The organism is Kitasatospora sp. NPDC088783 (assembly GCF_044750705.1).
GTDB lineage: Bacteria > Actinomycetota > Actinomycetes > Streptomycetales > Streptomycetaceae > Kitasatospora > Kitasatospora fiedleri.
The window spans coordinates 23,539-37,726 of the sequence record NZ_JBIVKJ010000002.1 but is presented as its reverse complement, the minus strand read 5'-3'; the positions used below and the strand labels follow the sequence as shown (position 1 = coordinate 37,726).

The following is a 14,188-nucleotide window of genomic DNA, read 5'->3' as shown; positions in this document are numbered from 1 at the left end:
CTCCCGCACCGGGCCCCCGTCGCACGACCGGGTGACGGAGCACCATCCGGTTTCCGCGCGACCCGAGGCGACAGGAGGTCCCCCATGGCCACCGGAGTTCCCCAGTACCGACGGCCGGCCGCCCCCGCCGCGCCGCCGAGCCCCGCGCCGCCGGCCCCCGCGCCCGTGAGCTCGGCCGCCCGCGTGGTCCAGTACGACACCGTCACCGTCCAGGTCCGGCACGGCCTGGAGGCGGTCGACATCCTCCGGCTGCGGCGCGCCTGCGGGGCCGTCCAGCAGACCGCCTCCGGCAGCGCGATCGCCTTCCTGGTCCCGGCCGGCACCGCGCTGCGCTGGCACCTGTCCGGCTCCGCCTGTACCCCGGGGGCCGAGCTGCTCCCGCCCACCGACCCGCGCTGGATCATCCCGCCCTCCGGCTCCCAGCCGTACCCGCGCCCCACCGACGCCTGGGTGCTGCGCTCCGCGCTCTGCGAAGCCGCCACCACCCTCACCGCGGGCGGTCTCGGCCCGCTCTGAGCGCATCCGGGCGCTGTCTGACGCCTCATCAGAGAACCTGCCCGAAACGGCAGTTGGCATGCAACCGTCGTCTCAGCGGGCGGAACGCCCGACCCCGCAGCGGGCAGCGCCCGTCACCCACCGTCGCACCCCCTCGCCGGTGGGCCCTCCGCCGTTCCGCCCGCGGCGCGACGGGGCGCGACCCCGACCGGCGGCCGCTCCGGGGCGGTCACCGGATAATGGGGCCATGGGCCGTCCACGTACCACCCCCGCCGTCCCCGGCCGCGCGCACAGCCAGGGTCCGCTCACCGCGGCCGTCGCCTCCGGCACCGCCGAGCTCCGCCCCGACCGCGACCGGCCGCACGCCTGGCAGCTGCTCCTCGACGGCGCGCCGCAGTCCCTGGTCGACCTCGCCGACCCCGGCCACCTCGGCTTCGCCTACCAGCGCCGGATCGGCCACCTGATCGACCTCGCCGCCCCCGCCCGGCAGCCGCTCACCGCCCTGCACCTCGGCGGCGGCGCGCTCACCCTGGCCCGCTATACCGCCGCCACCCGGCCGCGCTCCCGCCAGCAGGTCGCCGAGATCGACACCGGGCTCACCGAGCTGGTCCGCGCCGAACTGCCGCTCGACCGCGGCTGGCAGATCAAGGTCCGCGGCGGCGACGCCCGCGCCGTCCTGGAACGCACCCCCGACGACTCCACCGACCTGGTCATCGCCGACGTCTTCGCCGGCGCCCGGGTCCCCGCGCACTGCGCCACCGTCGAGTTCGCCCGCCACGCCGCCCGCGCCCTCACCGGCGGCGGCCACTACGCCGCCAACATCACCGACGGCGGCCCGCTCGCCTTCGCCCGCGCCCAGGCCGCCGCCCTGGCGGCCGTCTTCCCCGAACTCTGCCTGATCGCCGACCCCGCCGTCCTGCGCGGCAAGCGCTTCGGCAACCTCGTCCTGCTGGCCGCCCACACCCCCCTCCCGCTCGCCGAACTCACCCGCCGCCTGGCCACCGACCCCGCCCAGGCCCGCCTGCTGCACGGCCGCGACCTCACCGACTTCACGGCCGGCACCGCCCCGGCCACCGACGGCACCGCCGTCCCGTCCCCGGCCCCGCCGCCGAGGGCCTTCGACTGACGGCCCCCGCCGGTCAGCGGTCAGCGGCGCAGCACGGCCGGATCGAGGTCGAGCGGGAACGGGTCGGTGAGGGCGGTGGATTCGCCGGGCCGGACGGTGCGGTCGAGGTAGCCGCCGTCCCGGTCGAGCCGGCCGAGGTGGAGGCCGGGCAGCGGGTCGAGGTCGAGCCGCCAGTAGTGCGGGATGCCGGCGGCGGCGTACAGGCCGGGCTTGGTGCGGCGGTCGATGACCCTGGTGGACGGCGAGGCGATCTCGACGACGACCACCACGTCGTCGGCGTGCAGGGTGGCCCCCGCCCCGGCGGCGGCGGACGCGTCGGCGATCACCAGGTCGGGGATCAGCAGGCCGTCGGGGACGAGCACGTTGACGGCCTCCAGCACCTCGAACGGGGCGCCCGAGGTGTGGATTGCGGCATCGAGGAGTGCCCACAGCCGCGAGCTGATCCGCTGGTGCGGAACTCCGGGATTGGGGCTCGTCAGCAGGGCCCCCCCGACCAGTTCGATGCGATGGCGGGTGTCTTCGGGCAGGGCGAGGACGTCTTCGACCGTCCACGGCCCAGGGTGATCGGAAACGGCGACACTCACGATCCTTCCCACCTTCCTTCGACGCCGTGGAGCGGAATGCCTCCATTGTCCCCACAGGCGCCGTTCGGCGATACCAGGGGGAGACCGGGTCAGTGGCCGCCGCCCGGGAGGCCGCGGTGCTTGTACATGGCGGCGGCGGTGAGCAGCAGGCCGGCCGCGATGGGGAGGAGGACGGCGACGGTGCCCTCGCCGGCCGGGCGGGTGGGCGCGGCGGTGAGGGCGACGCGGTCGGGGGTGGTGGGCGCGGGGCGCGGGGCCGGGGTGCCGAGCGGCGGGGCTGGGCGGGGGACCGGGGTGCGGGGCTCGGCGGGGGCGGCGGCGGCCGGGGCCGCGGCGGTGGTGGTGGCGGGGGTATCGGCGGAGGTGCGCTGGGCCGGGACGGTGGGCGCGGGGGCGCCGGGGGCGGTGCTCCCGTCGGGGTCGCGGCCGTTCGCGGGGCCGGAGCGGGAGGCGCGGGGGCCGTTCTCGGGGCGGAGCTGCGGGGGGACGCCGGAGAGCAGGCCGGCGGCGAGCGAGAAGGCGTCGGCGTGGTGGCCGGGGAGCGGGAGTTCGCCGGTGCCGAGGTGGTGGCCGAGGGTGGCGCCGAGGCCCTGCACCGGCCGGTCGCCGACCGCGCCGAGGGGGAGCGCGCCGCCCGCGCCGCCCGAGGTGCCGGCCGGGTCGAGGGCGTCCACGGCACCGGCCGCACCGGCCGCACCGGCCGTGCCGACGGCGCCGACCGTACCGGCCGCCTCGCCGACCGGCCCGTCGAGCGGGTCGCCGTCGTCCGAGCCGGGGCGGACGACGGTGCCGAGGGCGCGGCCGGGGTGGTGCGGCGGGTGCCCGGTGTCGGCGGCGCGGGCGTCGGCCGCCCCGAGGCCGAGGCCCAGCACCTGGGCGGCGAGCATGCCGCCCGCCGCCAGTGCCCCGGGCCGTCCCCACCGCTGCCGGGTGGTGTCCGAACGTCGCGGTCGCTTCGCGTGGTTGGTCCGCACACCAGGGGAGAACGAGCGGGACTCCCCGCGGTCACGCCCGTCGCTCACACTCCGTCACACCGTGCGGGCGCACGGGAGTTCAGGCGAGCCCCCCGCGCCGGATCACCTCCGCGTACCAGCGGGCGCTGGTCTTGGGGGTGCGCCGCTGGGTCTCGTAGTCGACGTGGACGATGCCGAAGCGCTTGCTGTAGCCGTACGCCCATTCGAAGTTGTCCAGGAGCGACCAGAGGTAGTAGCCCCGGACGTCGGCGCCCGCCGCGATCGCCTCGGCCACGGCCGCCAGGTGCAGCTCGACGTAGCGGACCCGCTCCGGGTCGTGGACCTCGCCGTCCGGGCCGACCGCGTCGTCGAAGGCGGCACCGTTCTCGGTGACCATCAGGGGCAGGCCGAAGTCGCGGTGCATGCCGATCAGCGAGTCGGTCAGGCCGGAGGCGTCGATCGGCCAGCCCATCGCGGTGACGTCGTCGTTGGCGAGGTGGAAGACCACGTCCTCGGAGCCCGGCCAGCAGCTGAACTCGCTGTCGCCGTGGCCGTCGTTGCGGGCGGCCTCGGCGCTCCCCGCGGCGTCGGCGCGCGGGGCCGAGACGACGGTCGGGTTGTAGTAGTTGAGGCAGAGCAGGTCGATCGGACGGCCGATCTCCGCCTCGTCGCCGGGGCGCACCAGCTCGTCCCAGTCGACCAGGTGGGCGGTGTCGGCCTTGAGGTCCTCGGGGTAGCCGCCCTTGAACATCGGGCCGGTCCAGACCCGGTTGCCGACCGCCTCGATCCGGCGGGCCGCCTCGCGGTCCTCCGGGGTGTCGGTGAGCGGGCGGACCAGGTGCAGGTTGAGCGAGACCGAGACCTTCGCCGAGGCGGGCAGCACCTCGCGCAGCGCGCCGACGGCCAGGCCGTGGCCGAGGTTGAGGTGGTGGGCGGCCTTGAGCGCGTCCGCCGGGTTGGTGCGGCCGGGGGCGTGGACGCCGGAGCCGTAGCCGAGGAAGGCGCTGCACCAGGGCTCGTTGAGGGTGGTCCAGACCGGGACGCGGTCGCCGAGCGCGCCGGCGGCCAGCGCCGCGTACTCGGCGAAGCGGTGGGCGGTCTCCCGGACCGGCCAGCCGCCGGCCTCCTCCAGGTCCTGCGGGAGGTCCCAGTGGTAGAGCGTGGCCACCGGGGAGATGCCGTGTTCGAGCAGGGTGTCGACCAGGGCCCGGTAGAAGTCGAGGCCGCGCTCGACGGCCGGGCCGCGGCCGGTCGGCTGGATCCGCGGCCAGGACAGCGAGAAGCGGTACGAGGTGAGGCCGAGGTCGGCCATCAGGCGGACGTCCTCGCGGAAGCGGTGGTAGTGGTCCACCGCGACGTCGCCGGTGTCGCCGTTCAGCACCTTGCCGGGGGTCCTGGCGAAGGCGTCCCAGATGGAGGGGGTGCGGCCGTCCTCGGCGGCGGCGCCCTCGATCTGGTAGGCGGCGGTGGCGGCGCCCCAGGCGAAGCCGGGCGGGAAGGCCACCCGGGGGGCCGCCACGGAGGCGTGGGCGGCTGTGGTCGGATCGGTCATGGTCATACGGGAGCGCTCCCATGGTTCGAGGGTGGACAGGGCGGTGTATCCGGTCTTCCGGCGGATCAGCTCTTGACGGCACCGGAGGTGATGCCGCCCACGATGTGCTTCCCCAGAACGGCGAAGATCAACAGCAGCGGCAGGGTGCCGACGAGCGCACCGGTCATGATCACGGCCTGGTTGATGTCGTGGCCGGAGCCGCCGCCGATCGCGGAGAGCGCGACCTGCACGGTCGGGTTCTGCTGGGTGAGCACCACGAACGGCCAGAAGAAGTCGTTCCAGGACTGCACGAACACCAGCATGCCGAGCACCGCCATCGCGGGCCGGGCGATCGGGAACACCACGTGCCAGATGATCCGCAGGCTGTTCGCGCCGTCCACCCGGGCCGCCTCGATCAGCTCGAACGGCAGCGCCTCGGTCAGGAACTGGCGCATGAAGAACACGCCGAACGCGGCCACCAGCGAGGGCAGGATCACCGACTGCAGGTGGTTGCCCCAGTCCAGCTTCGTGACGATCCGGTACAGCGGGATGACGCTGAGCTGCGGCGGGATGGTCATGGTGGCGACCACCAGGGTCAGCAGCGCGTTGCGGCCCCGGAAGCGCAGCTTGGCGAAGGCGAAGCCGGCCAGCGTGGAGAACAGCACCGTGGACAGCGACACGCAGCCCGCCACGACGGTGGAGTTCAGCAGCGCGGTGCCCATGTCCGCCTGGTCCCAGGCGGTGGTGATGTTCGTCCACAGCTCGCCGCCGGGCACCATCGGCGGCGGCGACTGGGCGACCCGCTCGCCGGTGCTGGAGGCCGCGACGAAGGTCCAGTAGAGCGGGAACAGCGAGATCAGGGCGGCGATCCCGAGCAGCAGGTAGGCGACCGGGCCCGCCTTGTCGTGGTCGCCCGCCCCGCGGCGGAACAGGCCGCGCGGGCGGTCCTGCTCGGCGGGCACCGCCCCGCGGGTGGAAGGAGTGGACAGGGTGGCGGCCATGTCAGCCTCCCAGCTCGTGGCGCTTGCGGTAACGGGTGATCAGGTACTGCGCCAGGCCGAGCAGCAGCAGGAGCAGCAGCATCGTCCAGGCCACCGCCGAGGCGCGGCCCAGCTGGCGCGACGGCCAGCCCAGCTCGTACAGGTAGAGGCTGAGCGTCTGGAACTGGTGCGCGGAGCCGCCGGACACGCCGACGCCGCCGCCGAACAGCATCGGCTCGCCGAACAGCTGGGTGGCGCCGATGGTGGAGACGATGATGGTGAACATGATCGTCGGGCGGATCGACGGGACGGTGATCCGGGTGAACTGCTGCCAGCGGTTGGCCCCGTCCAGGCTGGCCGCCTCGTACAGGTCCTTCGGCACCGCCTGCATCGCGGCCAGGTAGATCAGCGCGTTGTAGCCGGTCCAGCGCCAGGTCACGATGGTGGAGATGGCGATCTGCGAGGGCCAAGTCTCGGAGTACCAGTTGGGGTGGATCCCGACCGTGCCCAGCATCCAGTTGACGAACCCGTAGTCCGGGTTGAACAGCTGGACGAACACCAGGGTCGCGGCGGCGATCGAGGTGGCGTACGGGGCGAGGATCGCGACCCGGAAGAAGCCCCGGCCGCGCATCCGGTAGTTGAGCAGGTGGGCCAGCCCGAGCGCCGTCAGCAGCTGCGGGACGGTCGAGATGACGCCGATGGTGAAGGTGTTGCGCAGCGCCGTCCAGAACTGGTCGTTCGACCACAGGCGGGTGTAGTTGTCGAAGCCCCGCCACTCCATCACGTCCGGCTTGAGCAGGTCGACGTAGTGCAGCGACAGCCAGCCCGTCCAGATCAGCGGGAAGAGGCCGAAGGCGGCGAAGCAGAGGAAGAACGGGGCGATGAAGGCGTACGGGGAGGCCTTCAGGTCGAACCGGTACAGGCGGGAGCGCCAGGCGGGGCGCGCGGGCGGGGCCTCGGCGCGGACGTGGGTGGCCACTTGGGGTTTCCTTCCCGGAGGTGGCGAGGGGCGGCGGAACGGCGCCCGGCCGGGTGGGCGGACCCGGCCGGGCAGTAGGGACCGGCTACCGGCGCGCGGCCGGCCCGGATCAGTTGCTGGTCTTGTCGTCGATCAGCTTGGACACGTTCGCCCAGGCCTTGGCCGGGTCGGTGCCGTGCTCCTCGATGTCGAGGATGCCGTTGTCGGTGATGATCGTCTTCACGTTGCCGTCCTGCTCGCCGATCGGCGCCGGCTTGATGGACTGCGCGGCGGCGGCGAAGATCTGGCCGGTCGGCGCGTTGTTGAAGTACTCCTGCTTGGCGCCCTGGACGGCGGGCTGCTGCAGGCCGCCGACGGTCGAGGGCAGGTTGCCGACCTTGGTGAAGACCTTGGCCTGCTGCTCCGGCGCGGTCAGCCAGGCGGCGAGCGCCGCGGCCTCCTTGGTGTGCTTGCCGGCCTTCGGGACGGTCAGGAAGGCGCCGCCCCAGTTGGAGGCGACCGGCGGGGCCGCGACGTCCCACTTGCCCTTGCCGGAGTCGCCGGAGTACTTGCTGATGATGCCGGTCATCCAGGACGGGCAGACCACGGTGGCGAACTTGGCGTTGGCGAACGCGGCGTTCCACGGGTCCTGGAACTGGCGCAGTCCGGCGCTGATCTTCGCCTGCGAGGCGGCGACCGCGAGGTCCCAGGCGGTCTTCACGCCGGCGCTGGTCTTGTAGACGAGCTTGCCGGAGGCGTCCGAGTACTGCTCGGGCTGGGCCGACAGCGCGGCGTTGAACAGGCCCGAGGCGGAGTCGGTGAAGAAGGTGCCGGCCGGGGCCTTGGCCTGGTAGGCCTTGCCCGCCTCGACGAACTTGGACCAGTCGCCCGCCCACAGCTTCGCGACCTCCGCGCGGTCGGTCGGCAGGCCGGCCTGCTGGAACAGGTCGGTGCGGTAGCAGATCGCCATCGGGCCGATGTCGGTGCCCAGACCGATCAGCGAACCGGACGCGGTGGTGGCCTGCTTCGACTTCCAGTCCAGCCAGTTGGCCGGGTTGACGCCCTCGGCCTTGCCGAGGTCGACGAACTTGTCGCCCAGCGTGTTGGTGGCCTGCGCGATGTAGCCGACCTCGACCGCCTGGATGTCGGCCAGGCCGCTGCCCGAGGCCAGGTGGGTGGTCAGCGCGTCCCAGTACTTCTGGCCGTCCTGGACCGTGTCGTACTTGATGGTGATGTTCGGGTGCGCGGCCATGTACTCGTCGTACAGGCCGGCCTCCACGTAGCCGAAGGTGCCGAAGTCGCCGACGTTGAGGGTGATCTTCCCGTTGGCGTCGGTGGAGCCGCCCTTGTCCGAGCTCGACGAGCAGGCCGTGAGCAGCAGGGTGGACGCGGCGAGGACCGCGGTGGCGGCGACGGCTGCTCTGCGGGGGCGGGAGGTGGTGCGCATGGGGGCGAACTCCTTTGTCCGGGTGTCTTCCGTGGGTGTGGCGTGGTCGTGCCGGGCGGGAAACGAGAGCTTCGTGGGTGTTCTTGGTGCGCTGAATCTTGGCTACAGTGTGGGAGCGCTCCCACAGCTGGCATGCCGGAAGGTTGCTGTGTCGCGGGGGTGAGTGTCAAGACGTGGTGACATAAACGTTGCCGGAGCGTTTCCACCTCCGTCACCGCCGCCGCCGACGCTCCCGGGCTCCCGCCCGGGTCGGCCCCGGACCGCTCCGGACCGCCCCGGATGGTCGGAAACGCGGCGGGACCGGCCACAATGAACAGTCCGTACGGGCCCGGGCGGGTCCACCGGATCCATCCCGTCCGCCCCGTCCGTCCCGTCCGTCCCAGAGACCGAGAGGTGTAGCGATGAGCCCGACCGCACAGCGCCCCGACGCGCTCCACCCGGGCGCCGGCGGCAGAGCCACCGCGCGCCCCACCCTGGAGGAGGTGGCCGCGCTGGCCGGCGTCGGCCGCGGCACCGTCTCCCGAGTGATCAACGGCTCCCCCCGGGTCAGCGCCAAGGCCCGCGAAGCCGTCCAGACCGCCATCGCCGAACTCGGCTACGTGCCCAACCGGGCCGCCCGCACCCTGGTCACCTCGCGCACCGACTCGATCGCGCTGGTCGTGCCCGAGGCCGAGACCAGGCTGTTCTCCGAGCCGTACTTCTCCGACATCATCAGCGGCGTCTCGGCCGAACTCGCCGAGACGGACATGCAGCTGCTGCTGATCCTGGTCCGCAACCAGCGCGAGCGGGACCGGCTCTCGGCCTACCTGACCGCCCAGCGCGTCGACGGCGTCCTGGTCGTCTCGGTGCACCGCGACGACCCGCTGCCCGGGCTGCTGGAGAGCCTGGAGATCCCCTCCGTGCTGGCCGGCCGCCGCAGCGACCTCGAACCGCTCAGCTACGTCCACGCCGACAACGCCGGCGGCGCCCGGATGGCCGTGCGCCACCTGCTCCGGCGCGGCTGCACCCGGGTGGCCACCCTCACCGGCCCGCTCGACATGGAGGTCGCCCAGGCCCGCCTCGGCGGCTACCGCCGGGCCCTGGAGGAGGCCGGCCACGCCTACGACGAGGAACTGGTCGGCCTGGCCGACTTCACCGAGGAGGGCGGCCGGGTCGCGATGCGCGAACTCCTGGACCGCAGGCCCGAGTTGGACGGCGTGTTCTGCGCCTCCGACGTGATGGCGGCCGGCGCGATGCAGGTGCTGCGGGCCGCCGGGCGGCGGATCCCCGACGACGTCGCGGTGATCGGCTTCGACGACTCGATCGTGGCCCGGCACACCGACCCGCCGATGACCAGCGTCCGCCAGCCGATCGAGGAGATGGGCCGCACCATGGCCCGCCTGCTGCTCGACGAGATCCACGAACGCGGCCGGGCCCGGCGGCAGGTGGTGCTGGCGACCGAGCTGATCGTCCGCGACTCCGCCTGACGGCGGGGCGGGCGCGTGGGGCGGGCGTGGGGGCGTGGGGCGCCGTCTCCCGCGTGCCGCCCGGGTCGGGGTGTGCGGTCGCCCCGGCCCGGTCGGCCCGCCGGGTGCTCAGGAGTTGGGGCGCAGGGTCCAGACGATCTCCAGCACGCCGGTGACGGCGCCGTCCTCGCGGGTGATCTCCACGGTGATCGGGAACTCGGGGCGCTGGCCCTCGTCCAACTCGGCGATCACCTCGGCGACCGGCCGGCCGAGCGTCGCGGTGGCGGTCACCACGCCGCGGGCGAGCTTCTTGAACGAGATTTCGCCGACCGTCGGCAGCGGCACCGCGCGCCCCAACTGGTCGCCGAACGCCGCCAGCACGATCGCCCCGCTGGCGGACTCGGCCAGCGTGAACATCGCCCCCGCGTGCGGCCCGCCCACGTGGTTGCGGTACTCCGGCAGGTCGGGCAGCCGCAGCACGGCCCGCTCCGGGGTGGTCTCCAGGTACTCCAGCTGCAGGGTCTTCACCATCGGGACGGTGGACGTGAGCAGCTCGCCGATCGCAGTAGTGGTCATGCCGCGATGTTACTAGCGGGTAGCTTGGCCGTCCATGCCCGGTCGGCGGCCCCCTCCCGCCGCGCGGGGCCGACCGCTCCAACCGGTGCGCCCCCGTCCCGAATCGCCGCTGCCGCTGCCGCAGCCGCAGCCGTTTCGGCGTACTGGTGTACCGGCGGTCCGGCGTATTGGCGTATTGGCGTTCCGGGCGGGAACGACGAAGGCCCCGGTCGATTCCTCGACCGGGGCCTTCGTGCGATGGGGTGAGTGACGGGACTCGAACCCGCGGCCACCTGGACCACAACCAGGTGCTCTACCAACTGAGCTACACCCACCATCTGTCAGGTGCTTTCCCGCTCTCGCGTTCCCGCTCCGACAGGAAGAACTCTACAGGATGCGGAGGGATGCTCGCGCCAGGGTTTCCCCGACCGATCGGACCGGTCCGCTGGTCAGGTGGTGGGCACCTGGTGGCGGGCGGCGATCTCCCGCGCGGTGTCGCTGTCCGGGCCGGGCTGCGGGACGAACACCGCCTCGCGGTAGTAGCGCAGTTCGGCGATCGACTCGCGGATGTCGGCCAGCGCGCGGTGGCTGCCGCCCTTCTGCGGGCTGTTGTAGTAGGCGCGCGGGTACCAGCGGCGGGCCAGCTCCTTGATCGAGGAGACGTCCACGATCCGATAGTGCAGGTGCCCTTCCAACTCGGGCATGTCCCGGGCCAGGAAGCCGCGGTCGGTGGCCACCGAGTTCCCGCACAGCGGGGTCTTGCCGGCCTCCGGGACGTGCGCGCGGACGTACGCCAGCACCTGCTCCTGGGCCTCGGCCATGGTCAGGCCGTCCGCGAGCTCGTCGAGCAGGCCCGAGGAGGTGTGCATCTGCCGCACCACCTCGGGCATGCTCGCCAACGCCTCGGCGGGCGGGCGGATGATCACATCCACGCCTTCGCCGAGCACGTTCAGCTCGGAGTCGGTCACCAGGGCGGCGACCTCGATCAGGGCGTCCCGATCGAGGTCGAGGCCGGTCATCTCACAGTCGATCCATACCAGACGGTCATTCACGCCTTCACCCTACGGCGCGATCGCGCGCCCCCGACACCGCACGCGCCCCGTCCGGGGCGAAGTCCGCCGTGTCGCGCGCCCCGCGCTCCGGCTCGGCCTCCGGGCGGTGCGCCGCCTGCCGGCCCCGGGCGCTCGGCTGCTCGCCGGTCGCGTCCTCCGCGATGGCGTGCTCCACCGGACGGTCCGGACGCTCCGCCGGACCCGACCCGCGCCCGCCCGGGTACGCCGCGCTCGGCCGCACCGGCTGCCCGGGAGAGGGCTGCGCGTGCGCGTGCGCGGGCGACGACCCCTGCTGGGCACCCGGGTACGGGCCCCCGGCCTGGCCGGGCTGGCCGCCGCCGTGGCCCGCCTGACCGCTGTGACCGGACTGACCGCCGTAACCCGACTGACCGGACTGACCGCCGTGCGCCGCCGGGCCGGTGCCGCGACCCGCGTACCGGGGGTCGCCCGGACGCTCCGCCGAGCGCGCACCGAAGGCGCTCGGCGGCGGACCGGCCTGCGGCGGCACCAGCGGACGCGGACGCTGCTGCCCCGCCGCACCCCCGCCCGGACCGGTCGGCCGGCCCAGCGGACCGCCCGCCGATCCGGCACCGGCCGGAGTCGGCTGACCGTGCGTCACCGGCCCGTGCGCCGAAGCACCGTGGGCGCCGTGGGCGCCGTGGACGGCGGGCCCGTGGGACGCCGGGGCGTGCCCGTTCTGGCCCGGGCCGCGCTCGGCCAGGGCGTTGTTCGGGACCACCGGGGCCACCTGACCGCCGGCGGCCGGGCGGCGGGCCCGGAAGGTGGTCCGGTACGCGGCCGGGGAGACCCCGAGCTGCCGCCGGAAGTGCCCGCGCAGCGCCACCGGCGAGCGGAAGCCGCAGCGGCGGGCGACGTCGTCCACCGACAGGTCCGAGGTCTCCAGCAGCCGCTGCGCCTGCAGCACCCGCTGGGTGATCAGCCACTGCAGCGGCGCGCTGCCGGTCAGGGTGCGGAAGCGGCGGTCGAAGGTGCGCCGCGACATGTACGCGCGGGCCGCCAGCACCTCGACGTCGAACTGCTGGTTGAGGTTCTCCAACGCCCAGGTGACCACCTCGGCCAGCGGGTCGTTGCCGATCTCCTCAGGTAAAGACTGATCGATGTACTGGGCCTGACCTCCACCGCCGCGGCGGTTCGGCACCACCAGCCGGCGGGCCAGCGCGTTGGCGGCCTCGGCGCCGTGGTCGCTGCGGACCACGTGCAGACAGAGGTCGATGCCGGCCGCGGTGCCCGCGGAGGTGAGGACGTCGCCGTCGTCCACGAACAGCTCGCGCGGGTCGACGTGGACCCGCGGGTAGCGCTTCGCCAGCGTCGGCGCGTACATCCAGTGGGTGGTCGCCGGGCGGCCGTCCAGCAGCCCGGCGGCGGCCAGCACGAAGGCACCGGTGCACAGGCCGATGATGCGGGCGCCCTCGTGGTGGGCCTTGCGCAGCGCGGCGATCGCCTCGACCGGCGGCGGCTGCGAGATCGACCGCCAGGCCGGAACCACGATGGTGCCCGCCCGGGACAGTGCCTCCAGCCCGTACGGGGCGGTCAGCGTCAGGCCGCCGGTGGTGGTCAGCGGGCCCTCCTCGCCGGCGCACACCAGCAGGCGGTAGCGGGGGACGCCGGCGTCCTGCCGGTCCACGCCGAAGACCGACAGCGGGATCGAGCTCTCGAAGATCGGCGCCCCGCTGAACAGCAGCACCGCCACCGTTTCGCGCCGCCGCCGTCCGGCCAGCTTGCGCGGGGAGGAGAGCAGACCGGGACCGGCGAGCACGTCCGGCGCACCGCCCGCGCCCGCGCCACCCGCCGTCGCGGTGGCCGCACCGCCGTGACCGCCGTGGGAGTTGTGGGCGGCGTGGCCGCCCGGGGTGAGACCGCCGTGGCCGGGGGCCGCCTGCGCGGGGGACTGGGCCGCGGCGTACTGAGCGCCCGTCACCGCTCCCGGACCACCTTGGAGCTGGCCGCTGTTCGGGCCGCCGCCGGTACCGATGCCGCTGCCGGTTCCAGGGCCGGTTCCGGAGCCGTGGCCACCGCCGGGGTTGCCACCCAGCGAACCGGCCGACGCGCCACCGAACTTGCCGAGTCTCGCCGTGCCACCGGGATGGGACGACGGCTGGCGGCCGCTTTCAGGACCCGCGTCGCTCCTGCTCACCCTGCTCAAGGCGCTCCAGCCCCCTCGGTGGTGTGGTGGTCTCGGCTGCCGCTCTGCGAGCCAAGATCGAATCTACTTGGTGGACCGTTGCCGTTGTGACAAGTTCACCATCCGACGCTATGTCGACATGGCAATTTGGCGTGAAGCATTCGATCACGAAGCGTGGCACCCGTCGACCCCGCTGTGAAGGGGGCGCGAACAACCGTGGCCGGTTGTCGCACGACCTGTCGGCGATTCACCCGTCGACGGTGCACCCACCGCCCGCTGTGTGCTGCGGATTTGCCCGAACGGCAGGGCAGCGAGGCAAGTTGGCCGAAAACGTACGGTTCAAATCGGGGGCGTGAAACCGCCTTCCACGCGCCACAGCGCACACCTGAGCCATGATCCCCGCGCCCCGTCAGCCCCCCGGCCCAACCCGAACCGGCCACTCCTGAACGCCTCTCACCTCACGCTCCGTCACTTGAGCCCCTCCGTTCCGCTTCCGTCCCACTGGCACCACGACCCCCACCCATCCCGGCTGCCTCGTCGCTTCGTCGCCGCCCCGAACCTCCCGGCCCGCCGCCCCGAGCGCCGCACATTCGTCCGAATCCAATCCCTCCCGAGGCGGCCACACGCGCCACGCAGCCACGCCCCGGCGGCATCCCACCACCACCTCGCCCAGCCCCCGCCGCCGCCGAGCCGCCCCTTCGCGCCGCTCGCCGGACTCCCGCGCCCGCAGACCGGCCGATGTTGCCCCGGCCCGCCCCGAAGCCCCCGGGCCGTCGAACCGGAGCACCGACTCCACCCGGCCCCATTCGGGCCGGCGGGTCGGGAGGGTGCGGGGTGGCGCGAGGAGCGCGCAACGGCGGGACACCTCTTCGTCGGAGCACCTTTTCAGTGACGCTCCGTCAAATTCTTTTATCAGAAG

At 73.8% G+C, this 14,188-nt stretch carries 11 protein-coding genes, 1 tRNA gene and 1 pseudogene; 3 read left to right on the top strand and 10 right to left on the bottom strand.

Annotated elements, in window-relative coordinates:
- Positions 1 to 84 precede the first annotated feature (84 nt).
- Positions 85 to 516, top strand: a complete 432-nt coding sequence (locus tag ACIP60_RS04635) for a hypothetical protein (RefSeq protein ID WP_400680015.1) — start codon at positions 85 to 87, stop codon at positions 514 to 516.
- Between the two features lie 226 nt (positions 517 to 742).
- Positions 743 to 1,621, top strand: coding sequence for a spermidine synthase (locus ACIP60_RS04630; protein WP_400680012.1), 879 nt, complete (start codon positions 743 to 745; stop codon positions 1,619 to 1,621).
- A 20-nt stretch (positions 1,622 to 1,641) separates the two neighbouring features.
- Here ACIP60_RS04630 and ACIP60_RS04625 read toward each other — a convergent pair whose 3' ends face one another.
- The 6 genes from ACIP60_RS04625 to ACIP60_RS04600 all read right to left on the bottom strand — a co-directional run bounded on the left by ACIP60_RS04625 (position 1,642) and on the right by ACIP60_RS04600 (position 8,074).
- A complete protein-coding gene (locus ACIP60_RS04625; RefSeq protein ID WP_400680009.1) occupies positions 1,642 to 2,205 on the bottom strand; it encodes a Uma2 family endonuclease in 564 nt (187 codons plus the stop codon).
- 89 nt (positions 2,206 to 2,294) lie between these two features.
- The gene (locus ACIP60_RS04620) at positions 2,295 to 3,092 is read right to left on the bottom strand and encodes a hypothetical protein (protein ID WP_400680006.1); all 798 of its coding nucleotides are present in this window, start codon (positions 3,090 to 3,092) and stop codon (positions 2,295 to 2,297) included.
- A gap of 166 nt (positions 3,093 to 3,258) precedes the next feature.
- Complete coding sequence (locus ACIP60_RS04615; RefSeq protein WP_400680004.1) at positions 3,259 to 4,716, bottom strand: glycoside hydrolase family 1 protein; 1,458 nt, start codon at positions 4,714 to 4,716, stop codon at positions 3,259 to 3,261.
- 59 nt (positions 4,717 to 4,775) lie between these two features.
- Complete coding sequence (locus ACIP60_RS04610) at positions 4,776 to 5,690, bottom strand: carbohydrate ABC transporter permease (RefSeq protein ID WP_400680002.1); 915 nt, start codon at positions 5,688 to 5,690, stop codon at positions 4,776 to 4,778.
- Between the two features lies 1 nt (position 5,691).
- Entirely contained in the window at positions 5,692 to 6,648 is a 957-nt protein-coding gene (locus tag ACIP60_RS04605) for a carbohydrate ABC transporter permease (protein WP_400680000.1), read from the bottom strand.
- A 109-nt stretch (positions 6,649 to 6,757) separates the two neighbouring features.
- Positions 6,758 to 8,074, bottom strand: coding sequence for an ABC transporter substrate-binding protein (locus tag ACIP60_RS04600; RefSeq protein WP_400679997.1), 1,317 nt, complete (start codon positions 8,072 to 8,074; stop codon positions 6,758 to 6,760).
- A gap of 401 nt (positions 8,075 to 8,475) precedes the next feature.
- Between ACIP60_RS04600 and ACIP60_RS04595 the strand changes: the two genes are divergently transcribed.
- Complete coding sequence (locus ACIP60_RS04595; protein WP_100838181.1) at positions 8,476 to 9,540, top strand: LacI family DNA-binding transcriptional regulator; 1,065 nt, start codon at positions 8,476 to 8,478, stop codon at positions 9,538 to 9,540.
- 108 nt (positions 9,541 to 9,648) lie between these two features.
- Here the strand turns inward: ACIP60_RS04595 and ACIP60_RS04590 are convergent, their stop codons facing one another.
- From ACIP60_RS04590 to ACIP60_RS04575, 4 genes and pseudogenes are all read right to left on the bottom strand, one after another.
- Positions 9,649 to 10,095: a DUF4442 domain-containing protein gene (locus ACIP60_RS04590; protein ID WP_111553431.1), complete on the bottom strand. Its 447-nt coding sequence runs from the start codon at positions 10,093 to 10,095 to the stop codon at positions 9,649 to 9,651.
- A gap of 238 nt (positions 10,096 to 10,333) precedes the next feature.
- Positions 10,334 to 10,409: transfer RNA gene (locus tag ACIP60_RS04585), tRNA-His, on the bottom strand.
- A gap of 114 nt (positions 10,410 to 10,523) precedes the next feature.
- Positions 10,524 to 11,126, bottom strand: coding sequence for an oligoribonuclease (gene orn, locus ACIP60_RS04580; RefSeq protein ID WP_100838183.1), 603 nt, complete (start codon positions 11,124 to 11,126; stop codon positions 10,524 to 10,526).
- A 759-nt stretch (positions 11,127 to 11,885) separates the two neighbouring features.
- Positions 11,886 to 12,903: pseudogene (locus tag ACIP60_RS04575) on the bottom strand (helix-turn-helix domain-containing protein); the annotation flags it as partial.
- Positions 12,904 to 14,188: the final 1,285 nt, after the last annotated feature.

Bases quoted from the DNA above. Each gene is read 5' to 3' on its own strand.
- ACIP60_RS04635 (WP_400680015.1), top strand. From the start codon at position 85: ATGGCCACCGGAGTTCCCCAGTACCGACGGCCGGCCGCCCCCGCCGCG.
- ACIP60_RS04630 (WP_400680012.1), top strand. From the start codon at position 743: ATGGGCCGTCCACGTACCACCCCCGCCGTCCCCGGCCGCGCGCACAGC.
- ACIP60_RS04620 (WP_400680006.1), bottom strand. From the start codon at position 3,092: ATGCTCGCCGCCCAGGTGCTGGGCCTCGGCCTCGGGGCGGCCGACGCC.
- ACIP60_RS04615 (WP_400680004.1), bottom strand. From the start codon at position 4,716: ATGACCATGACCGATCCGACCACAGCCGCCCACGCCTCCGTGGCGGCC.
- ACIP60_RS04610 (WP_400680002.1), bottom strand. From the start codon at position 5,690: ATGGCCGCCACCCTGTCCACTCCTTCCACCCGCGGGGCGGTGCCCGCC.
- ACIP60_RS04600 (WP_400679997.1), bottom strand. From the start codon at position 8,074: ATGCGCACCACCTCCCGCCCCCGCAGAGCAGCCGTCGCCGCCACCGCG.
- ACIP60_RS04595 (WP_100838181.1), top strand. From the start codon at position 8,476: ATGAGCCCGACCGCACAGCGCCCCGACGCGCTCCACCCGGGCGCCGGC.
- ACIP60_RS04590 (WP_111553431.1), bottom strand. From the start codon at position 10,095: ATGACCACTACTGCGATCGGCGAGCTGCTCACGTCCACCGTCCCGATG.